Consider the following 26,129-nt stretch of genomic DNA (forward strand, 5'->3'; position numbering starts at 1 on the left):
GCAGGTTCAACCGCCACCGATGGCGTGGACCACTTCGACCTGGTCGCCCTCGCTCAGCAAGGTGCTGTCGTGCTGACTACGCGGCACGATATCCAGGTTCAGCTCCACCGCCACGCGGCGCCCGACCAGCTCCAGGCGGGCCAGCAAGGCCGCGACGCTTTCGCCAGCAGGCAATTCGTAAGGTTCACCGTTAAGTTGAATGCGCATGCGCACGGCCACCATTGTGCTTTGGGGCACGCATTCTAGCCCCGATCAACCCCTGAACCCAAGGGCGCCGGGCACCATTAGTCGCGATTGTGGACCACTCGGTCAGCCCAGGCGCCAGGCTGCCAGCCCCAGGCACAACCAGCCAGCGAGGAAGCACAGGCCACCGATGGGGGTGATGATGCCCAGCTTGCCCAGGCCACTCAAGGTCAGCAGGTACAGGCTGCCGGAGAACAACAGGATACCGGCGGCGAACAGCCCACCCGACCAGGCCACCAGGCGCCCGGGCAGGTGCACCGAAAGCACCGCCAGCGCGAGGATCGCCAGGGCGTGCACCAACTGGTAGGTGACACCGGTATGGAAGATTGCCAGGTAGTCGGCACTGAGCCGGTTTTTCAGGCCATGGGCGGCGAATGCGCCGAGCGCGACACCGGTGAAGCCGAAAAACGCGGCGAGCATCAGGAAGCTGCGAAGCATGGGACGACTCCTTGGAACGGGTCTGTATAATGGCCCCTTCCACCGGTCCGGCCAAGCCATCGCCATGCTGTCATCCCTATTTCGCCGATTCGTCCGTGCCCTGCTCTGGTTTGCCGCCGCGAGCATCGTGCTGGTCCTGGTGTTTCGCTGGGTACCGCCACCCGGCACGGCGCTGATGGTCGAGCGCAAGGTGCAGTCCTGGGTCGACGGCGAGCCGATCGACCTGCAACGCGACTGGGAGCCCTGGGAGAACATCTCCGATGAGCTCAAGGTGGCCGTCATTGCCGGCGAGGACCAGAAGTTCGCCAGCCATTGGGGCTTCGACATCCCAGCCATCCAGGCGGCGCTGGCCTACAACGAACGTGGCGGCAGCATCCGCGGCGCCAGTACCCTGACCCAGCAGGTCGCCAAGAACCTGTTCCTGTGGTCGGGCCGCAGCTGGTTGCGCAAGGGCCTGGAAGCCTGGTTCACCGCCTTGCTCGAGCTGTTCTGGTCGAAGGAGCGGATCCTCGAGGTCTATCTCAATAGCGCCGAATGGGGCAAAGGCGTGTTCGGCGCCCAGGCTGCCGCCCGCTACCACTTCGGCATCGATGCCAGCCGCCTGAGCCGCCAGCAGGCCGCGCAACTGGCAGCGGTGCTGCCTAGCCCGATCAAGTGGAGCGCCAGCCGCCCGAGTGCCTACGTGGCCAGCCGTGCCGCCTGGATTCGCCGGCAGATGAGCCAGTTGGGCGGGCCGAGCTACCTGATGCAGCTCGATGCTTCGCGTAGACCCTGAACACCCTTTCGCGGGCAAATCCGTAGGAACAAAAAAGCCGCCGCCCCGTCTCCGGGCCAGCGGCTTTTCATTGCAGCCCAGGCTTGATCAGATCGTGATCAACGCCTTGACCTTGTTCATCGCATTCTTTTCCAACTGGCGAATACGTTCGGCCGAAACACTGTACTTGTCCGCCAGCTCGTGCAGCGTGGCCTTTTCCTCGGCCAGCCAACGCTGGTAGAGGATGTCGCGGCTACGCTCGTCCAGGCCTTGCAGCGCTTCGTGCAGGTTGCTGGTGGAGTTGTCGCTCCAGTCGGCATCCTCCAGCTGCGTTGCCGGGTCGTAGCGATGGTCTTCCAGGTAGTACGCCGGCGACTGGAAGGCGCTGTCGTCGTCCGCCTCGGCGGCCGGGTCGAAGGCCATGTCCTGGCCGCTCAGGCGGCTTTCCATCTCGCGCACTTCACGCGGCTCGACGCCGAGGCTTTCCGCCACGCGATGGACTTCGTCATTGTTCAGCCAGGCCAGACGCTTCTTCTGGCTGCGCAGGTTGAAGAACAGCTTGCGCTGGGCCTTGGTGGTGGCCACCTTGACGATACGCCAGTTGCGCAGGATGAATTCGTGGATTTCCGCCTTGATCCAGTGCACGGCGAACGACACCAGGCGCACGCCCATCTCCGGGTTGAAACGCTTCACGGCCTTCATCAGGCCAACGTTGCCTTCCTGGATAAGATCGGCCTGGGCCAGCCCGTAGCCGGCATAGCTGCGTGCGATGTGCACGACGAAACGCAGGTGGGCCATTACCATTTGCCGAGCGGCCTCAAGATCCTGCTCGAAATAGAGACGCTCGGCCAGTTCACGCTCCTGCTCGACCGTCAGCAGCGGGATGCTGTTGACCGTGTGCACGTAGGCTTCCAGGTTCGCACCGGGGACCAGGGCATAGGCAGGTTGCAACGAAGTGGTCATTCAAGAACCTCCGACTCACTAGACTCGTGCCTTGTGGGCACTGCCAACATTGACCGGAAACCACTGTACAAGTTCCAAGCGGTTCACAAGATGAAAAAAAGTCAATGCTGGCACAGAAAACTATCGAGGCGCCAACTCGTTCAGGTGTCGGGCGACCGCGATCCATGCACCGATATACCCTAACAAGACCGCTCCGATCAAGAGAGAAAGACCATCGGAGGCCGGCACCCCACCCAGGGCGAAGTCACTGCCATACAGCCCCGACAGCCCTACCACCGCCTCGTTCAGCCAGCTCAGGCCGAACGCCAGGATACCCCAGGCCAACACACCCGCGCCCAGGCCGTACAAGGCGCCCATGTACAGGAAGGGCCGGCGTACGTAGCTGTCGGTGCCGCCGACCAGCTTGATCACTTCGATCTCGGTGCGGCGGTTTTCGATATGTAGACGAATTGTGTTACCGATTACTAACAGCAGCGCGGAAATCAGCATCACGGCCAGGCCGAAGACGAAGCGGTCACCCAGTTTCAAGATGGCGGCCAGGCGCTCGACCCAGACCAAGTCCAGCTGCGCCACCTCGACCCGCGGCAATTCGGCCAGGCGCTGGCGCAAGGCCTCCAGGGCCGGCTTGTCGACCTCGGTGGGCGTCACCACCACCACGCCCGGCAGCGGATTGTCCGGTAGCTCGCGCAGGGCCTCGCCCAGGCCCGACTGCTGCTGGAACTCGTCCAGGGCCTGCTCGCGGCTGACATACTGGGCATCGGCCACGCCCGGCATGCCCTTGATCTCGTCCCGCAGCGCCTCGCCTTCGCGGCTGCCCGCATCGAGCTTGAGGTACAGCGAGATCTGCGCAGCCCGCTGCCAGGAGCCGCCGAGCTTCTCGACGTTTTTCAGCAGCAGCGACAGGCCCATGGGCATGCTCAGGGCAACCGCCATCACCAGGCAGGTGAAGAAGCTGCCGATCGGCTGCTTGCCCAGGCGGCGCAGGCTGTCGACCAGGCTGGCGCGATGGCTTTCCAGCCAGGCGTGCAGCAGCGTGCGGAAGTCCGGGCCGTCGTCGTCATGGTCGCCGCGCTTTTTCTTCGCCGGTTGCGGGTCGGCAGGCTTGGGCGCGACGCGTTCGGAAACCTTGGGTGTACGTGTAGTGCTCATTGCCCGGCCTCCCCATCGCCGATCAGACGACCGCGCTGCAGGGTCAGCATGCGGTGGCGCATGCGCGCAATCAGTGCCAGGTCGTGGCTGGCGATCAGAACCGTGGTGCCGAGGCGGTTGATGTCCTCGAACACGCCCATGATCTCTGCGGCCAGACGCGGGTCGAGGTTACCCGTGGGTTCGTCGGCCAGCAGCAGGGCTGGCTGGTGGACGATCGCACGGGCAATGCCGACCCGTTGCTGCTGGCCGGTGGACAGGTCGGCCGGGAACAGCTCGCCCTTGTCGGCCAGCGACACGCGCTCGAGCGCCGAATCCACACGCTTGGTGATCTCGGCCTTGGACAGGCCGAGGATCTGCAGCGGCAGGGCGATGTTGTTGAACACGGTGCGGTCGAACAGCAGTTGGTGGTTCTGGAACACCACGCCAATCTGCCGGCGCAGGAACGGGATCTGCGCGTTGCTGATCTGGCCCAGGTCCTGCCCGGCCAGCATCAGCTTGCCGCTGGTCGGGCGCTCCATGGCCAGCAGCAGGCGCAGCAAGGTGCTCTTGCCGGCGCCGGAGTGCCCGGTGACGAACAGGAATTCGCCCCGGCGCGCCCGGAAACTCAGCTCGTGCAAGCCGACGTGGCCGTTGGGGTAGCGCTTGGCAACCTGTTCGAATCGGATCATGGGTGCTCCCGCTCGGCAAACAGGGCTTTGACGAAAGGCTCGGCCTCGAACGTGCGCAGGTCGTCGATGCCCTCGCCGACGCCGATGAAGCGAATCGGCAGCTTGAACTGCTTGGCCAGGGCGAAGATCACCCCGCCCTTGGCGGTGCCGTCCAGCTTGGTCAGGGCCAGGCCGGTCAGCTCGACGCTCTGGTTGAAATACTTGGCCTGGCTGATGGCGTTCTGGCCGGTGCCGGCATCGAGTACCAGCAGCACCTCATGGGGTGCCTCGGCGTCGAGCTTGCCGATCACCCGGCGCACCTTCTTCAGTTCTTCCATCAGGTTGTCTTTGGTGTGCAGGCGACCGGCGGTGTCGGCGATCAGCACGTCGACGCCGCGGGCCTTGGCGGCCTGCACGGCATCGAAGATCACCGAAGCGGAGTCGGCACCGGTGTGCTGGGCAATCACCGGGATCTGGTTGCGCTCGCCCCAGACCTGCAACTGCTCGACAGCGGCGGCACGGAAGGTGTCGCCAGCGGCGAGCATGACCTTCTTGCCTTCGAGCTGCAGCTTCTTGGCCAGCTTGCCGATGGTGGTGGTCTTGCCGGCACCGTTCACGCCGACCACGAGGATCACGTAGGGCTTGTTCTGCGCCTCGACCTTCAGCGGCTGCTCGACCGGACGCAACAGCGCGGCCAGTTCATCCTGCAGCGACTGATACAACGCATCGGCATCGGCCAGCTGCTTGCGGGCCACCTTCTGGGTCAGGTTCTGGACGATCGCCGAGGTGGCCTCGACGCCGACGTCGGCGGTCAGCAGGCGGGTCTCGATTTCGTCGAGCAGGTCATCATCGATGACCTTCTTGCCCAGGAACAGGCTGGCCATGCCCTCGCCGATGCTGGCGCTGGTCTTCGACAGGCCCTGTTTCAGGCGAGCGAAGAAGCCGAGCTTGGATTGCTCTGCAGAGGCCGGGGCCGGGGCCGGCTCAGCGGCGGCAACGGCCACCGGCTCGGGTGCCGGGCGCTCCGGGATGGCTGGTGGGGCCTTGGGTTCGAGGTCCGGTACCAGGGCGACCGGTTCCTCGGCGACCGGCAGGACCAGGTTGCTGACGGGCGGCTCGACCAGATGGGTTTCGGCGGCTGGCGTGACGACAGCTACCGGGGCAGCCTCCGGAGGCTGGATCGGCTCAGGGGCCTCAGGCGCCGCCGGGATCTCTGGCGCAGCGTGCACCGCAGGTGCCTCGGGCGTGGCCGGAACGGGCGTAGGTACCTCGGCCACCGGTGCCGCCGGAGCAGGCACAGGCACTTCGGCCACCGGCTCGGGCGGAACAGGCGCAGGCACCTCGGCCACCGGCTCGGCTGGAGCAGGCGCAACGTGCGGCGCTACCTGCTCTGCAGGTTGCGATTCAGGGGTTTGTGGCTGTTCGGCGACAGGTTGCTGCGGCTTCTTGCGAAACCAGCTGAACAGGCCTTTTTTCTCGCCAGCCTCGGCCGGCGCTTTTTTGTCGTCGTTGGAACCAAACATGGAAGACGGCTATCTCAGGGTAGCGATGGGCCAGCATTGGCGCATCAGGAATTCTCTAAACGCAGAACAGACTATCTTGAATCCGGCTGGTTCATGCGCAATGTTTTGTCGTAGGGTCCTGTGGGCCAGAACGGCGACAGGCATGGTCGCCAGGCAACCGGATCAGTATCCTAGCACCTCCTGGCCCGCCGACGCTAAACCCAGCGGGCCGCCGAACAGGTCAAACACCGTATGAATGCTCTAGCCCGCCGCGCCGCTGGCCTGCTACTCAGCACGCTCTGCCTGCCACTGGCCGCCATCGCCGCCGATGTGCAGCCGACCCACGAATTCATCCTCGACAACGGCCTCAAGGTGGTCGTGCGCGAGGACCACCGCGCGCCGGTGGTGGTCTCGCAGATCTGGTACAAGGTCGGCTCCAGCTACGAGACGCCCGGCCAGACCGGCCTGTCCCACGCCCTGGAGCACATGATGTTCAAGGGTAGCGCCAAGGTCGGCCCCGGCGAAGCCTCGCGCATCCTGCGCGACCTGGGCGCCGAGGAAAACGCCTTCACCAGCGACGACTACACCGCCTACTACCAGGTATTGGCCCGCGACCGTCTGCCGGTTGCCCTGGAGCTCGAGGCCGACCGCCTGGCCAGCCTGCGCCTGCCGGCCGACGAATTCAGCCGCGAGATCGAAGTCATCAAGGAAGAGCGCCGCCTGCGTACCGACGACCAGCCCAGCGCCAAGGCCTTCGAGCTGTTCCGCGCCATGGCCTACCCAGCCAGTGGCTATCACACGCCGACCATCGGCTGGATGGCCGACCTCGAACGCATGAAAGTCGAGGAACTGCGCCACTGGTACGAATCCTGGTACGTGCCGAACAACGCCACCTTGGTGGTGGTCGGCGATGTCACCGCCGACGAGGTCAAGGGCCTGGCGCAGAAGTACTTCGGCGCCATCCCCAAGCGCGCCACGCCGCCAGCCAAGTTGCCACTGGAGCTGGCCGAGCCGGGCCACCGCCTGCTCACGCTGCATGTGCGCACCCAGCTGCCGAGCCTGATCTACGGCTTCAACGTGCCAGGCCTGGCTACCGCCAAGGAACCCCGTACCGTGCACGCCCTGCGCCTGATCTCGGCGCTGCTCGACGGCGGCTACAGCGCACGCATGCCGGCCCGCCTGGAACGCGACCAGGAACTGGTCGCCGGCGCCTCGTCTAGCTACAACGCCTTCACCCGCGGTGACAGCCTGTTCATGATCTCGGCCACGCCGAACGTGCAGAAGCAGAAGACCCTGGCCGATGTCGAAAAAGGCATCTGGCAACTGCTCGATGAACTCAAGACCACCCCGCCGAGCGCCGAGGAGCTCGAACGCGTTCGTGCCCAGGTGATCGCCGGCCTGGTCTTCGACCGCGACTCCATCAGCAGCCAGGCCACCACCATCGGCCAACTGGAGACGGTCGGCCTGTCCTGGAAGTTGATCGACAGCGAGCTGGACGAGCTCAAGCGCGTGACCCCGCAGGACATCCAGAACGCCGCGCGCACCTATTTCACCCGCGAACGCCTGAGCGTTGCCCATGTACTGCCCGAGGAGTCCGCTCATGAGTGATCGCAGCGCACCACGCTACACCCTGATCGGGACCGGCATCATCGCCCTCGTAGTGGCCGTGGCCGCGGTGCTGGCGCGCCCGGCCCACGCCGAGGCCCAGAGCAGCGCCGCGCGCCCGGCCAACACCCTGCAGTCGCTGGCCGAGCTGGACGGCAAGGCGCCCAGCCGGCGCCAGTTGAACATCCAGAACTGGACCACCGCCGAAGGGGCCCGCGTGCTGTTCGTCGAGGCCCGCGAACTGCCGATGTTCGACCTGCGCGTGACCTTCGCCGCCGGCAGCAGTCAGGACGGCAACACGCCGGGCCTGGCCACCCTGACCAACGCCATGCTCAACGAGGGCGTGGCCGGCAAGGACGTGACCGCCATCGCCGAAGGCTTCGAAAGCCTCGGCGCGGACTTCGGCAACGGCTCCTACCGGGACATGGCCGTGGCCTCGCTGCGCAGCCTCAGCGCCAAGGACAAGCGTGAGCCGGCGCTCAAGCTGTTCGCCGAGGTGGCCGGCAAGCCGACCTTCCCCGAGGACGCGCTCAAGCGCATCAAGAACCAACTGCTGGCCGGTTTCGAGTACGAGAAGCAGAACCCCGGCAAGATCGCCGGCAAGGCGCTGTTCGCCAAGCTCTACGGCGACCATCCTTACGCCCACCCCAGCGACGGCACCGCCGAAAGCATTCCCGGCATCACCCTGGAGCAACTGCGCGCCTTCCACGCCAAGGCCTACAGCGCCGGCAACGCGGTCATCGCGCTGGTCGGCGACCTCAGCCGCAGCGAGGCTGAGGCGGTCGCCGCCCAGGTTTCCGCCGCCCTGCCCAAGGGCCCGGCGCTGGCCGCCCCGGCCGAGCCGGCCGAACCCAAGGCGGGCATGACCCACATCGACTTCCCCAGCAAGCAGACCCACTTGATGCTCGCCGAGCTCGGCATCGACCGCCAGGACCCGGACTGGCCGGCCCTGTCGCTGGGCAACCAGATCCTCGGCGGCGGCGCGTTCGGCACCCGGCTGATGAGCGAGGTACGGGAGAAACGCGGCCTGACCTACGGCGTGTACTCGGTGTTCAGCCCGATGCAGGTGCGCGGCCCGTTCATGATCAACCTGCAGACCCGCGCCGAACTCAGCGAAGGCACTCTGAAACTGGTCCAGGGTATCCTTGGCGACTACCTGAAGAACGGCCCGACCCAGCAGGAACTCGACGACGCCAAACGTGAGCTGGCCGGCAGCTTCCCACTGTCGAACGCCAGCAATGCCAGCATCGTCGGCCAGCTGGGCGCCATCGGCTTCTACAACCTGCCACTGACCTGGCTGGAAGACTTCATGCAGCAATCCCAGGCGCTGACCGTCGAGCAGGTCAAGGCGGCAATGAACAAGCACCTGGCCGCCGACAAGCTGGTGATCGTCACCGTCGGCCCGAAAGTGCCGCAGAAACCGCTGCCGGCCCCCACTGACAAACCCGCCGAGCAGCCGCTCGGCGTACCGGAGCACTAATGCCGAGATCCACCCCTCCCGCGCGCCCGCAACCGGGCCAGAGCAAGGGCCAGGGCCACCTGCGCATCATCGCTGGCGAGTGGCGCAGCCGCCGCCTCGCGGTGCCGGATGGCGAAGGCCTGCGGCCGACGCCGGACCGCGTGCGCGAAACCCTGTTCAACTGGCTGGCCCCCTACATCGAAGGGGCCCGGGTGCTCGATGCCTTCACCGGTAGCGGCGCCCTGGTCCTGGAAGCATTGTCCCGCGGGGCCGAAGACGCTGTGGCGCTGGACAGCAATCCGGCGGCCATCGCCAACCTCAAGAACAACCTCGAGATCCTCCGCTGCCCGCGCGGGCAGATCCTCCAGAGCGACGCCTTGCGCTACCTGCAGGGCCCGGCCAAGCAGCAATTCGACCTGGTATTCCTCGACCCGCCGTTCCACCAGGACCTACTGGCCAATACCTGCACCTTGCTGGAACAGAACCAGTGGCTGCGCGACCAGGCCTGGATCTACACCGAGAGCGAGGCCGCCCCGTCGAGCCTGGCGATGCCCGGCAACTGGCGCCTGCACCGCGAGAAGAAGACCGGCCAGGTGCATTACGCCTTATGGCAACGGGCCGCTACCGACCAATAGCGCAGGTACGGCGGTGGGGTTTCGTGGCACTCTAGGCAGGCACACCGAGAGTCGCCCAACATGCCCAGCCTCACCGCCACTTTCCGTCCGGCCACCGGCCTGTCCAATCCCCACCTGCAGACCTTGTGGGGGCCGCTGTGGCGCAAGCTGCCGAAGCTCGAGCGCAACCGCGAACGCCTGTGGCTGGCCGACGGCGACTTCCTCGATCTCGACTGGCACGGCTCGCACCAGGCCGATGCACCACTGGTGCTGGTGCTGCATGGCCTTACCGGCTCGTCCCACTCACCCTATGTCAAAGGCTTGCAGCAGTCGCTGCAGGCTCGCGGCTGGGCCAGCGTCGCGCTGAACTGGCGCGGGTGCTCGGGCGAACCGAACCTGTTGCCACGCAGCTACCACTCGGGTGCCAGCGAGGACCTGGCCGAGGTGGTGGCGCATCTACGTGCCCAGCGTCCGCTGGCCCCGCTGTACGCTGTCGGGTATTCGCTGGGCGGCAACGTGTTGCTCAAGTATCTGGGTGAAAGCGCTGCTGCGAGCGGGCTGGAGGCAGCCGTGGCGGTGTCGGTACCGTTTCGCCTGGACCAATGCGCCGACCGCATCGGCCAGGGCTTTTCCAAGGTCTACCAGGCGCACTTCATGCGCGAGATGCTTGCCTACGTGCAGCTCAAGCAGCGCCACTTCCGCGACCAGGGGCATCACGAGAAGCTGGCCGCCCTCGACCGCCTGGGGCCGTTGCGCAACCTGCGCACGTTCTGGGACTTCGACGGCCGGGTGACCGCGCCGCTCAATGGCTTCAACGACGCCCAGGACTACTACCGCCGCTCATCGAGCCGCTACTTCCTGGGGCAGAACCGCACGCCGACGTTGATCATCCATTCCAGCGACGACCCATTCGTGGCCGGCCACAGCCTGCCCACGGCAAGCGAACTGGCGCCGCGGACGCAGCTGGAGTTGCACCCACGGGGCGGCCATGTTGGCTTCGTCGAGGGCAGCCTGCGCAATCCGAGCTATTACCTGGAGCGGCGGATTCCGCAATGGTTGGTGGAAGGTCAGTGATGTTACGGCGCTCGAGGCCGTAATGCTGTTCAGTTGGGGCTGCTTCGCAGCCCTTTCGCGGCACAAGGCCGCTCCTACAGGGGCCGCGTGAGCCTGTGAATGTTCGCGCGGTCGGTGTAGGAGCGGCCTTGTGCCGCGAAAGGGCCGCGAAGCGGCCCCACTTACTCGCCAGTCGCCACACCATGCTTGGGATCATTGATCCACTCGCTCCACGACCCCGCATACAACCGACCCAGCGGATACCCCGCCAGCGCCAGGGCGAACAGGTTATGACAAGCCGTCACCCCTGACCCGCAATAGGCCACCAGTTGCTCCGGCGCGCGCCCTGCCAGTTTCTCGGCAAACCGCTGCTTGAGCAGTGCTGGCGCCAGGAAGCGTCCATCGGCCCCCAGGTTGTCGGTAAAGGCCGCGCACTGGGCGCCTGGGATATGCCCGGCGACCGGGTCGATCGGCTCCACTTCGCCACGAAAACGCGGCAGGGCTCGCGCATCGAGCAGGGTCAGGTCGGCACTGCCCAGGCGCTTGGCCAGGTGGTCGGCGTCGATCAACAACTTGGCGTCCGGTTGGCCGTTGAAAGTGCCCTCGCGCTTGGCCGGCGCATCCAGGCTCAGCGGCAGGTGTGCGGCGTGCCAGGCCTTGAGGCCGCCATCGAGAATCGCCACGCCGGTGCGCTTGCCCAACCACGCCAGCAGCCACCAGGCACGGGCCGCGAAGGCGCCGGGACCATCGTCGTACAGCACCACTTCGCTGTCGTCGTCCAGGCCCCACTCGCGCAGGCGCTCGACCAGGCGGTGAGCGTCCGGCAGCGGGTGGCGCCCGGTCTTGCCCTTGCTGACCGGGCCACTCAGGTCACGCTCCAGGTCGGCGAAATGCGCCCCAGCGATGTGGCCCTCGGCATAGCTGCGTTGGCCATAGTCGGCATCTTCCAGGGCAAAACGACAATCGAGGATCACCAGCTTGGGCGAGCCCAGGCGCTCGGCCAGCTGCTGCGGGGTGATCAATTGCGCAAGGGGCATGACAATCTCCTGATCGATGACTCGATAGCCCTGGCCTAGTGCTCCAGGGCCTGATTGAACGGAACGTGGAATTCCTCGCACAGCGCGTCCACCGCGCCGCGAGCAGTGGCGGTGACGAAGCCGAGCTCCAGCACCAGTACCTGGTAGACGCCTCGCTTGAAGGCTTCTTCACCCAGATGCGCGGAATGCTCCCGCGTGGTGCTGAGAAAGCGTACCCACGAGGTCAGGACGATCCAGGCATTGATGGTCAACGATTCGATCTGCGCCGGCTCCATGGCCAGGATTCCGGCGTCGACGAAGCCGCGATAGATCGCCTGGCCCTGGCGCAGGCAGCGCTCGGAAAAGCGCCGGTAGCGGGCCGCGAGCTCCGGGTCGCTGTCGAGCAGGTGCTCCAGGTCGCGGTGCAGGAAGCGGTAGTTCCACATCCCCGCGAGCAGTGCCTTGAGGTAGAAGCGTTTGTCCTCGACCGTGGCCGCACGGCCCTGCGGCGGGCGCAGGAAACTGTCCACCAGCTCTTCGTACTGGCTGAACAGCAAGGCGATGATCGCCTGCTTGTTGGGGAAGTGGTAGTACAGGTTACCGGGCGAGATTTCCATGTGAGCGGCAATGTGGTTGGTGCTGACGCTGCGTTCACCCTGCTGGTTGAACAGCTCCAGGCTGTTGTGCACGATGCGCTCTCGGGTCTTCATGCGCGGGGCCATGCTCAGCTCCCAGTCTGCAGGCTTTCGATGATGCAGCCATATTACGGTGGATCACACTGGGAATGCACCGTTCGACTGCGTGAAAAAATTCGCGCCAACGCGACATTTAGAGTATAGGCTCTAGAAACTCACAGCCAGACGAGACGCTGCCGTGACCTCGACCCTCGCCCTGCCTGCCGTGCCATCGGATATCGACCTGGCCGCGACGTTCGCCGCTGCGCGCCAGGCATTCGCCGGCCACCCCATGCCGCCTGCAGCGCAGCGCCGGCAATGGCTGAAAAGCCTGCGCGAGGCGCTGCTGGCTGACCAACAGGTGCTGATCGCGGCCATCGACCAGGATTTCGAGGGCCGCAGCGCCGACGAAACCCTGCTGGCCGAGCTACTGCCCTCGGTGCAAGGTATCCGCCATGCCGAACGCCACCTGCACCGGTGGATGCGCCCGGCCAGGCGGCGCGTCGGCCTGGCGTTCCAGCCGGCCAGTGCGCGCGTGCTGTACCAGCCCTTGGGCGTGGTGGGCATCATCGTGCCGTGGAACTATCCGCTGTTTCTCGCCATTGGTCCCCTGACCTGCGCCCTGGCCGCTGGCAACCGGGTCATGCTCAAGCTGAGCGAGGCCACGCCGGCCACGGGCCAGGCGCTGAAGAGGCTGCTCGATCGGGTGTTCCCGCACGATCTGGTCAGCGTGGTGCTGGGCGAGGTGGAGGTCGGCCAGGCCTTCGCCAGGCTGCCCTTCGACCATCTGCTGTTCACCGGCGCCACCAGCGTCGGTCGCCACGTCATGCTGGCCGCCGCGCACAACCTCACGCCGGTGACCCTGGAGCTGGGTGGCAAGTCGCCCGCCATCGTCTCGGCCAGCGTGCCGTTGGCCACTGCCGCCGAGCGCATCGCCTTCGGCAAGACTCTCAACGCCGGCCAGACCTGCGTCGCCCCCGACTATGTGCTGGTGCCCCGTCAGCGCCTGCCGGCGTTCGCCGAGGCCTACCGCGAGGCTGTGCAACGCCTGTACCCACGCATTGCCGGCAACGCCGACTACAGCGCGATCATCAACCCCAGGCAGTTGCAGCGCCTGCAGCACTTGCTGGCCGACGCCCGCGACAAAGGCGCCGAAGTCATCGACCTGTATCCTGGGGAAGCGCCCCAAGGCCGGCGCCTGCCACCCCACCTGCTGCTGCAGGTGAACGACGACATGCAGGTGATGCAGGACGAAATCTTCGGCCCACTGCTGCCGTTGGTCCCGTACGACCATCTGGACCAGGCCCTGGACTACATCAAACGGCGCCCGCGCCCCCTGGCGCTGTACTACTTCGGCTACGACCGGGACGAGCAACGCCAGGTGCTGCAAAACAGCCATTCCGGTGGCGTGTGCCTCAACGACACCCTGCTGCATGTCGCCCAGGACGACCTGCCGTTCGGGGGCATCGGCCCTTCCGGCATGGGCCACTACCACGGCCACGATGGCTTTCAGACCTTCAGCAAGGCCAAGGCGGTGCTGGCCAAGCAACGCCTGAATGCCGCCCGGTTGATCTACCCACCCTATGGCAAGGCCTTGCAGCGCTTGGTCTACAAGCTGTTCATCCGCTGAGGCCGCAGCAATGTTGCAGTGGGCCATGGCACAGCGCATGACAACAAACCCGGCCTCTGTCTATAGTGCCTTCAGCCGGCCGTGTCACTTGGCCGCAGCGCATTCGCTGCGCTACCATCCGACTCCCGACGCACTCCAGCCAGGATGACGCGATGAACCGAGTGTTGTACCCAGGTACCTTCGACCCCATTACCAAAGGCCATGGCGACCTGGTCGAGCGCGCTTCGCGGCTGTTCGACCACGTGATCATCGCGGTGGCGGCCAGCCCGAAGAAAAACCCCCTGTTCCCCCTGGAGCAACGGGTAGCGCTGGCGCGTGAGGTCACCAAGCACCTGCCCAATGTCGAGGTCATCGGCTTCTCCTCGCTGCTGGCGCACTTCGCCAAGGAACAAGGCGCCAACGTGTTCCTGCGCGGCCTGCGCGCGGTGTCCGACTTCGAGTACGAATTCCAGCTGGCGAACATGAACCGGCAGCTGGCGCCGGAAGTCGAGAGCCTTTTCCTGACGCCCTCGGAGCGTTATTCGTTCATTTCCTCGACCCTGGTCCGGGAGATTGCGGCATTGGGCGGCGACATCACCAAGTTCGTCCACCCGGCGGTGGCCGACGCGCTGACCGAGCGCTTCAAGAAGTAGGCCTGATCGCCTGTCCATCGCGCCCGCGTGCACTGCGGGCGCGAATGCGGCACAATTGTGCCCATTGCGTTTGAACATGCCCGGGCCCAATGCCCAGGCCGGAGCCCCCATGTCTTTGATCATCACCGACGATTGCATCAACTGCGACGTCTGCGAACCCGAGTGCCCGAACGAGGCCATCTCCCAAGGCGAAGAGATCTACGTGATCGACCCCAACCTGTGCACCCAGTGCGTGGGCCACTACGACGAGCCGCAGTGCCAGCAGGTCTGCCCGGTCGACTGCATCCCGCTGGATGAAGCGCACCCGGAAACCGAAGAACAGCTGATGGCCAAGTACCGGCGTATCACCGGCAAGGACTGAGCCCCAAAGCCAGCACTGTGCTTGTTGTAGGAGCGGCCAGCCTCAGCGCTGGCAGCGCGGGCAGAACACGCTGGCTCGCTGCCCCAGCTTCACCTCGCGCAAGGTCGTGCCGCACAGCTTGCAGGGCATCCCTCCGCGCCCGTACACGAACAGCTCCTGCTGGAAGTAGCCCGGCTGCCCGTCCCCGCCGATGAAGTCGCGCAGGGTGGTACCGCCCTGCTCGATCGCCGCCGCCAACACCCGCTTGATCTCGATCGCCAGCTTCAGGTAGCGCGCACGCGAGATGCCGCCGGCTTCCCGGCGTGGGTCGATGCCAGCAGCGAACAACGCCTCGGTCGCGTAGATGTTGCCCACCCCGACCACCACCGCGTTGTCCATGATGAATGGTTTGACCGCCATCGAGCGCCCGCGTGACAGCTGGAACAAGCGCTCGCCGTCGAACAGCTCGGTCAGCGGCTCCGGGCCCAGGCGCAGCAGCAGTTCATGGTTCAGCGGGTCGAGGCTCCAGAGCATGGCGCCGAAGCGGCGTGGGTCGGTGTAGCGCAGCATGAGCCCTGACTCCAGCTCGATATCGACGTGCTCGTGCTTGGCCGCCGGCAGCCCCACCTCGACCAGGCGCAGGTTGCCCGACATGCCCAGGTGGCTGATCAGCGTGCCGACCTCGGCATTGATCAGCAGGTACTTGGCCCGCCGCTGCACGGTGACGATGCGCTGGCCCGACAGGCGCACATCCAGGTCTTCGGGGATCGGCCAGCGCAGGCGCCGGTCGCGCACCACCACGCGGCTGACCCGCTGGCCTTCCAGGTGCGGGGCGATCCCGCGCCGGGTGGTCTCGACCTCTGGCAACTCTGGCATGGCTCAGTGCCCTCCCAACTCGCGAATGTTCTGCTTGAGCTGATCGAAGTCGTAGTCCGTCAGCCCGATATAGTCCAGCACCAGCGGGCCGACCGCTGCCCACTCGTGATCGATCGCCTGGTTGCCCAGCACCCGATAGGAGGCGCAGATGTGCTCGGCCATCTTCAGCACCGCCAGCAGGTTCTTCAGTTGGGTCTGGGTATTGCGCGAGGTCTCTTCGCGGAACACCGCCAGGGCGTTGTGGTGGTTGGCGATCGCTGCACTGATGTGTTCGGGTAGGCGCCAGGACTTGGCGGTGAAGTAGCCCACCACCGAGTGATTGGTGTTGAACGCACGGTTCTCGGTGTCGACCACGCGGGTCTGCGCATCGGCCTTGGCGTAGGCCTCTTCCAGCACCCCCATGTACTCGGGGAAGCGCTTGAGCATCAGCGGCACGCCGCAGTCGTGGAACAGGCCGAGGGTGTAGGCTTCGTCTGCGGGCTGGATGCCGGTACGCTTGGCCAGGGTCAGGCAGGTCATGGCCACGTCCTGGGCGGTATCCCAGAAACGGTTGAGGGTGACGATGGTCTCGTCGCTCATCTCGCCCTTGATCGACTGGGCGTTGATCAGGTTGATGATCGAGCGGCTGCCCAGCAGGTTCACCGCGCGCTGGATCGAACCAATCTTGTTGGAAAGGCCGAAATGCGGCGAATTGACCAGCTTGAGCAAGGCGCCGGCGAGCCCGGGATCCTGGGAAATCAGCTTGGCGATGGTTTCCAGGTCTGGGTCGGGCATGTACTGCTCGAACTGCAGATCGACCATGATCTGCGGTTGCGGCGGGATGGTGATGCCTTGCAAGGCGTGCTGGATCTGTTCGGCGCTGAGTTCTTGGGACATGCGTACACACTCGTGGAGGACGGGGAATTCTACTCCCCTTGACCACCGAGCGACCAACCCATGAATCACTGTGGGAGCACAGGCAGGTGACAGGCTATAATCCCGCTCTTTTTCCCGGAGCGACGTCATGTCCCTGCCCAGCCTTCGCCTCAAAGCCAATGCCGACCGCCGCTTACGCGCCGGCCACCTGTGGGTCTACAGCAACGAAGTCGACGTTGCCAGCACCCCGCTGCAAGGCCTGCAGGCCGGCCAGCAGGCTGTTCTCGAAACTGCCAGCGGCAAGCCCCTGGGCATCGTCGCACTGAGCCCGAACAACCTCATCTGCGCCCGTCTGCTTTCGCGCGACATCAAGCTGCCGCTGGACAAATCGTTGCTGGTGCACCGCCTGAACGTCGCCCTGTCGCTGCGTGAGCGTCTGTTCGACCAGCCTTGCTACCGCCTGGTGTACGGCGACTCCGACCTGCTCCCGGGCCTGGTGGTCGACCGCTTCTTCGACATCCTCGTGGTGCAGCTGGCCTCGGCCACCATGGAAGCCCGCAAGGACGACGTGATCGCCGCCCTGGTGCAGGTGCTCAAGCCCAGCGGCATCCTGTTCAAGAACGACTCTGCCGCCCGTGATGCCGAAGGCCTCCAGCGTTACGTAGAGACCGTCTACGGCGAGGTCCCGGACTGGGTCGCACTGGAAGAGAACGGCGTCAGGTTCGAAGCCCCGGTGCGTGAGGGGCAGAAAACCGGCTGGTTCTACGACCACCGCATGAACCGTGCGCGCCTGGCGCCCTACGTCAAGGGCAAGCGCGTACTCGACCTGTTCAGCTACATCGGTGGCTGGGGCGTGCAGGCCGGCGCGTTCGGCGCCAGTGAAGTGTTCTGCGTCGATGCATCCGGCTTCGCCCTGGATGGCGTCGAGCGCAACGCCGCCCTGAACGGCATCAGCGAGAAACTCACCTGCATCGAAGGCGATGTATTCGAGGCCCTGCGCGAACTCAAGGCCGCCGAAGAGCGCTTCGACGTGATCATTGCCGACCCACCCGCCTTCATCAAGCGCAAGAAGGACCTGAAAAACGGCGAAGCGGCCTACCGCCGCCTCAACGAACAGGCCATGCGCATGCTGAACAAGGACGGCATCCTGGTCAGCGCCTCGTGCTCGATGCACCTGCCCGAGGACGACCTGCACAACATTCTGCTGACCAGCGCCCGCCACCTGGACCGCAATCTGCAGCTGCTCGAACGCGGCGGCCAGGGCCCGGACCACCCGGTGCACCCGGCCATCGCCGAGACCCGCTACATCAAGAGCATCACCTGCCGCTTGCTGCCAAACAGCTGATATCTGCCAAAAAGGGCCGCCCCGCGGCCCTTTCCTGCCGCAATCACCCCGCCAACCATCCACATCTGCATTCCTTCACCGCGCCAGCGGTGTAGAATCGGCCTATTCATCGCCAGTCATCCCCGGCGGGTTTATGAGCTCTGGCCAAGCACGCGGCGATCCCGCAGTGTCTTCGGCCCCATCCGTGCCAGTGGCAACCGGCCTGCGGCGCAAAAGGACAAGAGAAGCTCACTCCCCTATTCGTGACCTGATTAAGCCGCCAGGAGTGTTCCATGCCTGATTATCGTTCCAAGACTTCCACCCAAGGCCGCAACATGGCCGGTGCCCGCGCCCTGTGGCGCGCCACCGGGATGAAGGACGAAGACTTCAAGAAACCGATCATCGCCATCGCCAACTCGTTCACCCAGTTCGTCCCGGGCCACGTGCACCTGAAGGACCTGGGCCAGCTGGTCGCCCGCGAGATCGAACGCGCCGGTGGCGTGGCCAAGGAATTCAACACCATCGCCGTCGACGACGGCATCGCCATGGGCCACGACGGCATGCTGTACTCGCTGCCCAGCCGCGAGATCATCGCCGATGCCGTGGAATACATGGTCAACGCGCACTGCGCCGACGCCATCGTCTGCATCTCCAACTGCGACAAGATCACCCCCGGCATGCTGATGGCCGCCCTGCGCCTGAACATCCCGGTGATCTTCGTTTCCGGCGGTCCGATGGAAGCCGGCAAGACCAAGCTGGCCAGCCATGGCCTGGACCTGGTCGACGCCATGGTCATCGCCGCCGACACCTCGGCCTCCGACGAGAAGGTCGCCGAGTACGAGCGCAGCGCCTGTCCGACCTGCGGTTCGTGCTCTGGCATGTTCACCGCCAACTCGATGAACTGCCTGACCGAAGCCCTGGGCCTGGCCCTGCCGGGCAACGGTTCCACCCTGGCCACCCACGCCGACCGTGAACAGCTGTTCCTCACTGCCGGGCGCACCATCGTCGAGATGTGCAAGCGCTACTACGGTGAGAACGACGACTCGGTACTGCCGCGCAGCATCGCCAACTTCAAGGCGTTCGAGAACGCCATGATGCTCGACATCGCCATGGGCGGTTCGACCAACACCATCCTGCACCTGCTGGCCGCAGCCCAGGAAGGCGAGGTCGCCTTCGACCTGCGCGATATCGATCGCCTGTCGCGCAAGGTGCCGCAGCTGTGCAAGGTGGCGCCGAACATCCAGAAGTACCACATGGAAGACGTCCACCGCGCCGGCGGCATCTTCAGCATCCTCGGCTCGCTGGCCCGTGGCGGCCTGCTGCATACCGACCTGCCGACCGTGCACAGCCGCAGCATGGAAGAAGCCATCGCCAAATGGGACATCACCCAGACCGACGACGAAGCCGTGCACACCTTTTTCAAGGCAGGCCCGGCCGGCATCCCGACCCAGACCGCCTTCAGCCAATCGACCCGCTGGGAATCGCTCGACGACGACCGTGAGAACGGCTGCATCCGCAGCGTCGAGCACGCCTACTCGCAAGAGGGCGGCCTGGCCGTGCTGTACGGCAACATCGCCCTCGATGGCTGCGTGGTGAAAACCGCCGGCGTCGACGAGTCGATCCTGGTGTTCGAAGGCACCGCGAAGATCTTCGAAAGCCAGGACAGCGCCGTGCGCGGCATCCTCGCCGACGAAGTGAAGGCCGGCGACATCGTCATCATCCGCTACGAAGGTCCGAAAGGCGGCCCGGGCATGCAAGAAATGCTCTACCCGACCTCGTACCTGAAATCCAAGGGCCTGGGCAAGGCCTGCGCCCTGCTCACCGATGGCCGCTTCTCGGGCGGTACTTCGGGCCTGTCGATCGGCCACGCCTCGCCGGAAGCCGCTGCTGGCGGCGCTATCGGCCTGGTGCGCGATGGCGACAAGGTGCTGATCGACATCCCCAACCGTTCGATCAACCTGTTGGTCAGCGACGAAGAACTGGCCCACCGCCGCATCGAGCAGGACAAGAAAGGCTGGAAGCCTGCCGAAGTCCGCCCGCGCAAGGTGACCACCGCGCTGAAGGCCTACGCCCTGCTGGCGACCAGTGCCGACAAAGGTGCCGTGCGTAACAAGGCGATGCTCGAAGGGCTGTAAGACGCTTTGTGTGTGTGTGTGAAAGAAGAACCGGCGCCTTGAGCGCCGGTTTTTTATGCCTGGTCCGGCCCCTTCGCGGGTAAACCCGCTCCTACATCGGTACGCAATTCGTTGCAGGAGCGGGTTGACCCGCGAAAAAACCGGCGCAGGCGACATAACAACTACTGAATCTGCTCCGGCGTCACGATCACCCAGTTCTTGTCCGCCGTCACCGGCAACCCTTCCTTGGCCTGCGCCGCCGCGTTCTTGGCAATCATCCCATTCAACTGGTCCATGTACTTGGCCTTGCGGTTTATCCACAGGTGGATGCCGCCCTTGCCCACATCCACCCCATGAAACTGCATGTAACCGTCACTGGTCGGGGTATCGCCGCCCACCAGCACCGGTTTCTTCCACTCATCGATATAGGTCAGTATCGCCGCCTGCTTGCCGGCCATCCAGGTGGCCGGGGTCCACAGGTACGGGGTCAGCTCCAGCCCTTCGTTTGCCCTGGCATCGTAGTGCCCGGCGCTGATCTGCTTGCGCGCGGTAGTCAGCTGACCGCTGGCGCGGTCCTTGAGCAACAGACTCACGCCAATCACGTTCTGCGGCTTCACGTTGTAGCCGTACTTGGGGTCCGAGGCGACCATGCGCACCAGCTCTTCGGAGGCGGCAGAAATCACGTAGACCTCGATGCCGTTTTCCATCAGCTTGTTGTACAGCTCGGCCTGGCCCCTGAACACCTTGGGCGGCTGTACCTCGATGGCCTTGACCTGCTCGTTTTCGTAATAAGTGCTGGGGATCGGCTTGGTCGAAGCCATCAGCTCATCCACCTGCACCTTCAGCTCCTTGAGGGTGAAGCCGGAAAATACCTGGGCCACCCACGGATAGCAGACCATGTCGTCGATCTCGCACAACCGGTAGTAGTAGCTGAACAGGCTTTCCTTGTGCTCGGCGGTGTCCTTGAACGGTATCAGTTTCAACGAAGGGTCGATTTTTTCGCGGCTCAGCAGCCCTTTGTTTTCCATGAACGGCAGCAAGGCTTCTTCGAGGTCGTAGCGATAACTGGTGTTGTCCATGTCGAACACCGCGTAGTTACCCTTGTTGGCATTGGCGGCGATCATGCTGTCGAGCTGTTTGGCCGCGTCAGCAGGCCAATGCTTGAGCTCGGTGGCGAAGGTTTCGATACTGAACAACAGGGACAGGCCGATGGCGGCGGCTTTCACAGTAACTCTCATGTACGAAATCTCCTGAAATGACCCAGAAACGCTAGTGCAACAATCTTCGTCGGCAAGCCCCCATAACGACCTCCAGACAGCTGCAAACGGCGCGTTCATAGCAATCTGCGACACAGTGTTATTCCATAAGTGACTAAGCAAATTCCATTTAGGTATAAATTCGTTCGTTTTCAGACTGTTAGCATTTCCGTTCGCAATCGCTCACAGAAGCGACGCCCCTTCTGTTTTTCCCTGGAGCTTCAATGAACCTGCCGCTGTCTCTCAACCTGCTGGCGTTCCTGGCCCTGCTGCTGGGCTTGGCACAAACCCGCCGCACCGACTGGAGCCTGGCCAAGAAGGTCTTGCTCGGCCTGGTGCTGGGCGTGATCTTCGGCCTGGTCCTGCACACGATCTACGGCGCCGGGCACCCGGTGCTCAAGGCCACCATCGGCTGGCTGGACCTGGTAGGCAACGGCTATGTCGGCCTGCTGCAGATGATCGTCATGCCACTGATCTTCGCCTCGATCCTCAGCGCCGTGGCGCGCTTGCACAATGCTTCGATGCTCGGCCGCATCAGCGTGCTGAGCATCGGCACGCTGCTGCTGACCACGGCCATCGCCGCGCTGATCGGCATCACCCTGACCAACCTGTTCGGCCTGAGCGCCGAGGGGCTGGTGGCCGGGGTACAGGAACATGCCCGCCTGCAGGCCATCCACAGCGACTATGCCGGCAAGGTCGCCGACCTCAACGTTCCGCAACTGCTGCTGTCGTTCATCCCCAGCAATCCGATCGGCGACCTGGCCCGGGCGCGCCCCACCTCGATCATCGCCGTGGTGATCTTCGCCGTGTTCGTCGGCCTGGCCGCGCTGCAGTTGATCAAGGATGACGCCGCCCAGGGCGAGCGCGCGCTCTCGGCCATCGACACCCTGCAGGCCTGGGTCATGCGCCTGGTGCGGGTGGTCATGCGGCTCACGCCCTATGGCGTGCTGGCGTTGATGACCAAGGTGGTCGCCAGCTCGAACATGGAAGACATCCTGAAGCTCGGCAGTTTCGTCGTGGTGTCCTACATCGGGCTTGGCCTGATGTTCGTGGTGCACGGCATCATCCAGGCGGCGACCGGGGTCAATCCACTGCGCTTCCTGCGCAAGGTCTGGCCGGTACTGACCTTCGCCTTCACCAGCCGCTCCAGCGCCGCCAGTATTCCGCTGAATATCGAGGCGCAGACCCGCCGCCTGGGCGTGCCGCAGTCCATCGCCAGCTTCAGCGCTTCGTTCGGCACCACCATCGGCCAGAACGGCTGCGCCGGGCTGTATCCGGCGATGCTGGCAGTGATGGTCGCCCCGACCGTGGGCATCGACACCTTCGACCCGCTGTGGATCGCCACCCTGGTGGCCATCGTCACCCTGAGTTCGGCCGGCGTGGCTGGGGTCGGCGGTGGCGCCACTTTCGCCGCCCTGATCGTGCTGCCGGCCATGGGCCTGCCGGTCGAGCTGGTGGCGCTGCTGATTTCGGTGGAGCCATTGATCGACATGGGCCGCACGGCGTTGAACGTGAACGGCTCGATGACGGCGGGCGTGGTGACCAGCCAGTTGCTGAAAGAGACCGACAGGGATGTGCTGGGCGGCGATGAGCATGCCGAGCTGAAGCACTCCTGATCGATACCCGGGGGCGCTTTGCGCCCCTGAAGTCTTAGATCCTGTCCCACACCTCGAAGTGATACGCCGGCTTGCCATCTTCGACCTGCGCCGCGCTCGACACCCGCTGCCATTGCGCCTCATCGAACGCCGGGAACCACGCATCCCCCTCCGGCTCCAGCTCCACCCGGGTCAGGTACATCCGGCTCACCAAGCCCTTCTCCAAGGCCTGCGCGTACAACTGCGCGCCACCGATCAGCATCAGCTCAGCAACGCCCTGCTCGCGCGCCCACTGCTCGGCTCGCACCAGCGCCGCCTCCAGCGAAGCGAACACCTCGGCGCCGGCCAGCTCCAGCCCTGGCTGGCGGCTGACGACGATGTTCAGGCGCCCCGGCAACGGCCGCCCCAGCGAATCCCAGGTCTTGCGGCCCATGATGATCGGCTTGCCCAAGGTGGTGGCCTTGAAATACTTGAAATCCCCCGGCAGGTGCCAGGGCATGGAGTTGTCGATGCCGATCACGCGGTTCTCGGCATACGCCGCGATCAGGCTGAGGGGGAGTGATGTATTCATGCCGGCGAGGATAGCACCCGGCGCGTGGGTTATGCTTCTGCCCTGAACCGTGTAATGGAAGAGCTTGTGACTGCACCCACTTCACTGGATAAACGTTGGCTCACCGAAGCGGTGCGCCTACGCGAGGAACACGCCGGCCCCCTGGAAGACCAGGAAGCCAACCGCCACGCCCGCCAGCAGGGCGGCGACCTGGCCTCGCGCATCGAAACCCGGGCACTGTTCCTGGCCGAGCGCGACGGTATGGGCGCGGCCCTGCGCCGCTGGAAGCAGGGCGCGCGCCTGGCATTGCTGGCCCTGGCGCTGCTCGCCGTGCTCAGTGGCGCCGGGTTGGCCTTCGCCGCCCTGGGCGATGGCCAACGGCCGGTCAACGTGTTCTGGGCCCTGGGCAGCCTGCTGGGGCTGAACCTGCTGATGCTGCTGGGCTGGGCCCTGGGTCTCGCGCTCAGCGGCGAGCATGGCGCCAGCCTCGGGCGCCTGTGGCTGTGGCTGAGCGAACGCTTTGCCCGCGACGCCAAGGCCGCTCACCTGGCCCCCGCGCTGCTGGTGCTGCTGCAGCGCCAGCGCCTCAACCGCTGGCTGCTGGGCGTGCTGGTACATGGCCTGTGGCTGCTGGCGATGCTGGCGGCATTGGCCATGCTCCTGGCCTTGCTGGCCACGCGGCGCTATGGCTTCGTCTGGGAAACCACTTTGTTGGCGGATGAACCGTTCATCCACCTGACCCAGGCCCTGGGCGCCCTGCCCGCGTTGCTGGGCTTCGCCGTGCCGGACGAAACCATGATCCGCACCAGCGGCGCGGCCTTGCCTGCCTTGGACAGCGCCCGCCAGGCCTGGGCCAGCTGGCTGCTCGGCGTGGTCCTGGTGTACGGTCTGCTGCCACGCCTGCTGCTGGCCGGCCTGTGCCTGTGGCGCTGGCGCCAAGGCCGCGAACGCCTGACCCTGGACCTGAGCCTGCCGGGCTATGCGCAGTTGCGCGAGGCACTGATGCCACGCAGCGAACGTATCGGCGTACAGGACGTCGCCCCCGACAGCCTGCCGCAGTTCCAGGCCGGCCAACTGGAAAGCGGCAGCAGTGGCGCCCTGCTGGTCGGCCTGGAATTGGACGACCAGCGCCCCTGGCCCCCCAGGCTGCCGAAGACGGTGACCGACGCCGGCGTACTCGATAGCCGCGAGTCGCGCAACCGCCTGCTCGAACAGCTCAGCCGTTTTCCGCCGGCACGTCTGGCCATCGCCTGCGACCCTCGCCGCTCGCCCGACCGCGGCAGCCTGGCGCTGCTCGCTGAGCTGGCCCGCTACGCTGGCGCCACGCGCATCTGGTTGCTCCAGGCCGAGCCCGGCCAGGCCCTCGACGCGCAACGCCTGGGCGACTGGCATGAAGCCCTCGACCGCCTCGGCCTGCCCCAAGCCGACACCTCGCCCCTGACCTGGCTGGAGCATGGCCATGACTGAGCCGCTGAAACTGGCCGTGGTCGGCCACACCAACGTCGGCAAGACCTCGCTATTACGCACCCTGACCCGCGACACCGGTTTTGGCGAGGTTTCTCACCGGCCCAGCACCACCCGCCACGTCGAAGGCGCGCGGTTGTCGGTGGACGATGAGCCGCTGCTCGAACTCTACGACACCCCAGGCCTGGAAGACGCCATCGCCCTGCTCGACTACCTCGAGCGCCTCGAGCGCCCCGGCGAACGTCTGGACGGGCCGGCACGCCTCGCGCGCTTCCTGCAGGGCAGCGAGGCCCGCCAGCGCTTCGAACAGGAAGCCAAGGTACTGCGCCAATTGCTGGCCAGCGATGCCGGCCTGTATGTGATCGATGTCCGCGAACCAGTACTGGCCAAGTACCGAGACGAACTGGAAGTGCTGGCCAGTTGCGGCAAGCCGCTGTTGCCGGTGCTCAACTTCGTCGCCAGCAGCCAGCATCGAGAACCCGAATGGCGTGAAGCCCTTGCCCGGCTTGGGCTTCACGCGCTGGTGCGATTCGACAGCGTAGCCCCTCCAGAGGATGGTGAACGGCGCCTGTACGAGAGCCTGGCACTGCTGCTGGAGGATGCCCGCCCGGCCCTGCAACGTTTGATCGACGACCAGCAGGCCCAGCGCCTGACGCGCCAGCAGAGTGGCAAGCGGCTGATCGCCGAACTGTTGCTCGACTGCGCCGCCTGCCGGCGCAGCGTAGAAACCGAGCCAACGGCTGAAGCCCGGGCGATCGAGGCCTTGCGCCAGGATGTGCGGCAACGCGAGCAGCGTTGCGTCGAGGCACTGCTCAAGCTGTACGCCTTCCGCCGCGAGGACGCTGATGCCGGTGACTTGCCGTTGCTGGATGGGCGCTGGGGCGATGACCTGTTCAATCCCGAAACGCTGAAGCTGCTTGGCGTGCGCCTGGGCAGCGGGGTGGCGGCCGGGGCTGCTGCCGGTGCCGGCGTCGACCTGCTGGTTGGCGGCCTGACGCTCGGTGCAGCGGCACTGGCGGGAGCGATTGCCGGTGGTGCGCTGCAGACGGCGCGCAACTATGGGTCGCGACTGATGGGCAAGCTGAAGGGGCAGCGGGAGCTGACCGTGGATGATACCGTCCTGCGCCTGCTGGCCTTGCGCCAACAGCAATTGATGGCTGCTCTGGATCGCCGTGGACATGCGGCCCAGGACAGCATTCGCCTGCCTGCGTTGGAGGAAAAAGCCTGGCGTGAAGGCAAGCTGCCCGAAGCCCTGGGCAAGGCCCGGGCGCACCCGCAGTGGTCGACGCTCAATCCTGGGGCCAAGGTGAACCAAGCCGAGCGGCAAGAGCAGTTGGAAGCGCTGGTAACACAGATTTGAGCCCCAGCCCGCCCCC

General features: G+C 65.4%; 24 protein-coding genes and 1 pseudogene. 13 read left to right on the top strand and 12 right to left on the bottom strand.

The window, feature by feature from the left end; all coding sequences use genetic code 11:
• Positions 1-6: 6 nt before the first annotated feature.
• Together thiS and IAE37_RS07630 are read right to left on the bottom strand one after the other, a co-directional pair.
• Positions 7-207 (bottom strand): sulfur carrier protein ThiS, encoded by a 201-nt coding sequence (gene thiS / locus IAE37_RS07625; RefSeq protein WP_201171751.1) that lies wholly within the window; start codon positions 205-207, stop codon positions 7-9.
• A gap of 102 nt (positions 208-309) precedes the next feature.
• Positions 310-681 (bottom strand): DUF423 domain-containing protein, encoded by a 372-nt coding sequence (locus IAE37_RS07630; protein ID WP_201171753.1) that lies wholly within the window; start codon positions 679-681, stop codon positions 310-312.
• A gap of 64 nt (positions 682-745) precedes the next feature.
• Here IAE37_RS07630 and mtgA point away from each other — a divergent pair, with 64 nt between their 5' ends.
• Entirely contained in the window at positions 746-1,456 is a 711-nt protein-coding gene (gene mtgA / locus IAE37_RS07635) for a monofunctional biosynthetic peptidoglycan transglycosylase (protein ID WP_201171755.1), read from the top strand.
• A gap of 87 nt (positions 1,457-1,543) precedes the next feature.
• On the opposite strand, the gene rpoH is transcribed toward mtgA, so the two are convergent.
• The 4 genes from rpoH to ftsY form a co-directional block, all read right to left on the bottom strand.
• Positions 1,544-2,398: an RNA polymerase sigma factor RpoH gene (gene rpoH / locus IAE37_RS07640; RefSeq protein WP_201171757.1), complete on the bottom strand. Its 855-nt coding sequence runs from the start codon at positions 2,396-2,398 to the stop codon at positions 1,544-1,546.
• 120 nt (positions 2,399-2,518) lie between these two features.
• Positions 2,519-3,547, bottom strand: coding sequence for a permease-like cell division protein FtsX (gene ftsX / locus IAE37_RS07645; protein WP_201171758.1), 1,029 nt, complete (start codon positions 3,545-3,547; stop codon positions 2,519-2,521).
• Positions 3,544-4,215 carry a cell division ATP-binding protein FtsE gene (gene ftsE, locus IAE37_RS07650; protein WP_133325071.1) on the bottom strand — a complete coding sequence of 224 codons (672 nt, stop codon included), beginning with the start codon at positions 4,213-4,215 and terminating at the stop codon, positions 3,544-3,546. The genes ftsX and ftsE overlap by 4 nt, the downstream gene beginning before the upstream one ends.
• Positions 4,212-5,717, bottom strand: coding sequence for a signal recognition particle-docking protein FtsY (gene ftsY, locus IAE37_RS07655; protein ID WP_201171759.1), 1,506 nt, complete (start codon positions 5,715-5,717; stop codon positions 4,212-4,214). The genes ftsE and ftsY overlap by 4 nt, the downstream gene beginning before the upstream one ends.
• Positions 5,718-5,948: 231 nt before the next feature.
• Between ftsY and IAE37_RS07660 the strand changes: the two genes are divergently transcribed.
• The 4 genes and pseudogenes from IAE37_RS07660 (at position 5,949) to IAE37_RS07675 (ending at position 10,448) form a co-directional block, all read left to right on the top strand.
• Complete coding sequence (locus IAE37_RS07660) at positions 5,949-7,304, top strand: M16 family metallopeptidase (protein ID WP_201171760.1); 1,356 nt, start codon at positions 5,949-5,951, stop codon at positions 7,302-7,304.
• A gap of 124 nt (positions 7,305-7,428) precedes the next feature.
• Positions 7,429-8,781 (top strand): annotated as a pseudogene (locus tag IAE37_RS07665) (M16 family metallopeptidase); the annotation flags it as partial.
• On the top strand, positions 8,781-9,395 hold the full coding sequence (rsmD, locus tag IAE37_RS07670; protein WP_201171776.1) for a 16S rRNA (guanine(966)-N(2))-methyltransferase RsmD: 615 nt from the start codon (positions 8,781-8,783) through the stop codon (positions 9,393-9,395). The pseudogene IAE37_RS07665 and the gene rsmD, both read left to right, overlap by 1 nt.
• A 60-nt stretch (positions 9,396-9,455) precedes the next feature.
• Positions 9,456-10,448, top strand: a complete 993-nt coding sequence (locus tag IAE37_RS07675; RefSeq protein WP_201171778.1) for a hydrolase — start codon at positions 9,456-9,458, stop codon at positions 10,446-10,448.
• Between the two features lie 161 nt (positions 10,449-10,609).
• On the opposite strand, the gene IAE37_RS07680 is transcribed toward IAE37_RS07675, so the two are convergent.
• On the bottom strand, positions 10,610-11,464 hold the full coding sequence (locus tag IAE37_RS07680; protein ID WP_201171780.1) for a sulfurtransferase: 855 nt from the start codon (positions 11,462-11,464) through the stop codon (positions 10,610-10,612).
• Positions 11,465-11,499: 35 nt separating this feature from the next.
• Positions 11,500-12,165 carry a TetR/AcrR family transcriptional regulator gene (locus IAE37_RS07685; RefSeq protein ID WP_201171782.1) on the bottom strand — a complete coding sequence of 222 codons (666 nt, stop codon included), beginning with the start codon at positions 12,163-12,165 and terminating at the stop codon, positions 11,500-11,502.
• A gap of 151 nt (positions 12,166-12,316) precedes the next feature.
• Between IAE37_RS07685 and IAE37_RS07690 the strand changes: the two genes are divergently transcribed.
• The 3 genes from IAE37_RS07690 (at position 12,317) to IAE37_RS07700 (ending at position 14,740) form a co-directional block, all read left to right on the top strand.
• Positions 12,317-13,747: a coniferyl aldehyde dehydrogenase gene (locus IAE37_RS07690; RefSeq protein WP_201171785.1), complete on the top strand. Its 1,431-nt coding sequence runs from the start codon at positions 12,317-12,319 to the stop codon at positions 13,745-13,747.
• Positions 13,748-13,899: 152 nt separating this feature from the next.
• Positions 13,900-14,379, top strand: coding sequence for a pantetheine-phosphate adenylyltransferase (gene coaD / locus IAE37_RS07695; RefSeq protein ID WP_201171788.1), 480 nt, complete (start codon positions 13,900-13,902; stop codon positions 14,377-14,379).
• Positions 14,380-14,488: 109 nt separating this feature from the next.
• Positions 14,489-14,740, top strand: a complete 252-nt coding sequence (locus IAE37_RS07700) for a YfhL family 4Fe-4S dicluster ferredoxin (RefSeq protein ID WP_016489663.1) — start codon at positions 14,489-14,491, stop codon at positions 14,738-14,740.
• A gap of 42 nt (positions 14,741-14,782) precedes the next feature.
• On the opposite strand, the gene mutM is transcribed toward IAE37_RS07700, so the two are convergent.
• Together mutM and IAE37_RS07710 are read right to left on the bottom strand one after the other, a co-directional pair.
• Positions 14,783-15,595, bottom strand: a complete 813-nt coding sequence (mutM, locus tag IAE37_RS07705) for a bifunctional DNA-formamidopyrimidine glycosylase/DNA-(apurinic or apyrimidinic site) lyase (RefSeq protein WP_201171791.1) — start codon at positions 15,593-15,595, stop codon at positions 14,783-14,785.
• Positions 15,596-15,598: 3 nt separating this feature from the next.
• Positions 15,599-16,417, bottom strand: coding sequence for an HDOD domain-containing protein (locus tag IAE37_RS07710; protein WP_201172109.1), 819 nt, complete (start codon positions 16,415-16,417; stop codon positions 15,599-15,601).
• A 181-nt stretch (positions 16,418-16,598) separates the two neighbouring features.
• Here IAE37_RS07710 and IAE37_RS07715 point away from each other — a divergent pair, with 181 nt between their 5' ends.
• Both IAE37_RS07715 and ilvD read left to right on the top strand, forming a co-directional pair.
• Positions 16,599-17,795, top strand: coding sequence for a class I SAM-dependent rRNA methyltransferase (locus IAE37_RS07715; RefSeq protein WP_201171794.1), 1,197 nt, complete (start codon positions 16,599-16,601; stop codon positions 17,793-17,795).
• Between the two features lie 272 nt (positions 17,796-18,067).
• Positions 18,068-19,909 carry a dihydroxy-acid dehydratase gene (gene ilvD, locus IAE37_RS07720; protein WP_201171797.1) on the top strand — a complete coding sequence of 614 codons (1,842 nt, stop codon included), beginning with the start codon at positions 18,068-18,070 and terminating at the stop codon, positions 19,907-19,909.
• A gap of 161 nt (positions 19,910-20,070) precedes the next feature.
• On the opposite strand, the gene IAE37_RS07725 is transcribed toward ilvD, so the two are convergent.
• Entirely contained in the window at positions 20,071-21,126 is a 1,056-nt protein-coding gene (locus tag IAE37_RS07725) for a haloacid dehalogenase-like hydrolase (protein ID WP_201171799.1), read from the bottom strand.
• A 242-nt stretch (positions 21,127-21,368) separates the two neighbouring features.
• Here IAE37_RS07725 and IAE37_RS07730 point away from each other — a divergent pair, with 242 nt between their 5' ends.
• Complete coding sequence (locus tag IAE37_RS07730; protein WP_201171805.1) at positions 21,369-22,760, top strand: L-cystine transporter; 1,392 nt, start codon at positions 21,369-21,371, stop codon at positions 22,758-22,760.
• A 34-nt stretch (positions 22,761-22,794) separates the two neighbouring features.
• Here the strand turns inward: IAE37_RS07730 and IAE37_RS07735 are convergent, their stop codons facing one another.
• A complete protein-coding gene (locus IAE37_RS07735; protein WP_201171806.1) occupies positions 22,795-23,310 on the bottom strand; it encodes a dihydrofolate reductase in 516 nt (171 codons plus the stop codon).
• A 54-nt stretch (positions 23,311-23,364) separates the two neighbouring features.
• Between IAE37_RS07735 and IAE37_RS07740 the strand changes: the two genes are divergently transcribed.
• Together IAE37_RS07740 and IAE37_RS07745 are read left to right on the top strand one after the other, a co-directional pair.
• Complete coding sequence (locus IAE37_RS07740) at positions 23,365-24,756, top strand: DUF2868 domain-containing protein (RefSeq protein ID WP_201171808.1); 1,392 nt, start codon at positions 23,365-23,367, stop codon at positions 24,754-24,756.
• Positions 24,749-26,113, top strand: a complete 1,365-nt coding sequence (locus IAE37_RS07745; protein WP_201171810.1) for a GTPase/DUF3482 domain-containing protein — start codon at positions 24,749-24,751, stop codon at positions 26,111-26,113. The genes IAE37_RS07740 and IAE37_RS07745 overlap by 8 nt, the downstream gene beginning before the upstream one ends.
• The last annotated feature ends 16 nt before the right edge of the window (positions 26,114-26,129 follow it).

Source organism: Pseudomonas sp. S31, assembly GCF_016648105.1.
GTDB lineage: Bacteria > Pseudomonadota > Gammaproteobacteria > Pseudomonadales > Pseudomonadaceae > Aquipseudomonas.

What these genes read in the sequence shown, in the direction of transcription:
- thiS (WP_201171751.1), bottom strand. Translation starts at nt 207, where the DNA reads ATGCGCATTCAACTTAACGGTGAACCTTACGAATTGCCTGCTGGCGAA.
- IAE37_RS07630 (WP_201171753.1), bottom strand. Translation starts at nt 681, where the DNA reads ATGCTTCGCAGCTTCCTGATGCTCGCCGCGTTTTTCGGCTTCACCGGT.
- mtgA (WP_201171755.1), top strand. Translation starts at nt 746, where the DNA reads ATGCTGTCATCCCTATTTCGCCGATTCGTCCGTGCCCTGCTCTGGTTT.
- rpoH (WP_201171757.1), bottom strand. Translation starts at nt 2,398, where the DNA reads ATGACCACTTCGTTGCAACCTGCCTATGCCCTGGTCCCCGGTGCGAAC.
- ftsX (WP_201171758.1), bottom strand. Translation starts at nt 3,547, where the DNA reads ATGAGCACTACACGTACACCCAAGGTTTCCGAACGCGTCGCGCCCAAG.
- ftsE (WP_133325071.1), bottom strand. Translation starts at nt 4,215, where the DNA reads ATGATCCGATTCGAACAGGTTGCCAAGCGCTACCCCAACGGCCACGTC.
- ftsY (WP_201171759.1), bottom strand. Translation starts at nt 5,717, where the DNA reads ATGTTTGGTTCCAACGACGACAAAAAAGCGCCGGCCGAGGCTGGCGAG.
- IAE37_RS07660 (WP_201171760.1), top strand. Translation starts at nt 5,949, where the DNA reads ATGAATGCTCTAGCCCGCCGCGCCGCTGGCCTGCTACTCAGCACGCTC.
- rsmD (WP_201171776.1), top strand. Translation starts at nt 8,781, where the DNA reads ATGCCGAGATCCACCCCTCCCGCGCGCCCGCAACCGGGCCAGAGCAAG.
- IAE37_RS07675 (WP_201171778.1), top strand. Translation starts at nt 9,456, where the DNA reads ATGCCCAGCCTCACCGCCACTTTCCGTCCGGCCACCGGCCTGTCCAAT.
- IAE37_RS07680 (WP_201171780.1), bottom strand. Translation starts at nt 11,464, where the DNA reads ATGCCCCTTGCGCAATTGATCACCCCGCAGCAGCTGGCCGAGCGCCTG.
- IAE37_RS07685 (WP_201171782.1), bottom strand. Translation starts at nt 12,165, where the DNA reads ATGGCCCCGCGCATGAAGACCCGAGAGCGCATCGTGCACAACAGCCTG.
- coaD (WP_201171788.1), top strand. Translation starts at nt 13,900, where the DNA reads ATGAACCGAGTGTTGTACCCAGGTACCTTCGACCCCATTACCAAAGGC.
- IAE37_RS07700 (WP_016489663.1), top strand. Translation starts at nt 14,489, where the DNA reads ATGTCTTTGATCATCACCGACGATTGCATCAACTGCGACGTCTGCGAA.
- mutM (WP_201171791.1), bottom strand. Translation starts at nt 15,595, where the DNA reads ATGCCAGAGTTGCCAGAGGTCGAGACCACCCGGCGCGGGATCGCCCCG.
- IAE37_RS07715 (WP_201171794.1), top strand. Translation starts at nt 16,599, where the DNA reads ATGTCCCTGCCCAGCCTTCGCCTCAAAGCCAATGCCGACCGCCGCTTA.
- ilvD (WP_201171797.1), top strand. Translation starts at nt 18,068, where the DNA reads ATGCCTGATTATCGTTCCAAGACTTCCACCCAAGGCCGCAACATGGCC.
- IAE37_RS07725 (WP_201171799.1), bottom strand. Translation starts at nt 21,126, where the DNA reads ATGAGAGTTACTGTGAAAGCCGCCGCCATCGGCCTGTCCCTGTTGTTC.
- IAE37_RS07730 (WP_201171805.1), top strand. Translation starts at nt 21,369, where the DNA reads ATGAACCTGCCGCTGTCTCTCAACCTGCTGGCGTTCCTGGCCCTGCTG.
- IAE37_RS07735 (WP_201171806.1), bottom strand. Translation starts at nt 23,310, where the DNA reads ATGAATACATCACTCCCCCTCAGCCTGATCGCGGCGTATGCCGAGAAC.
- IAE37_RS07740 (WP_201171808.1), top strand. Translation starts at nt 23,365, where the DNA reads ATGGAAGAGCTTGTGACTGCACCCACTTCACTGGATAAACGTTGGCTC.
- IAE37_RS07745 (WP_201171810.1), top strand. Translation starts at nt 24,749, where the DNA reads ATGACTGAGCCGCTGAAACTGGCCGTGGTCGGCCACACCAACGTCGGC.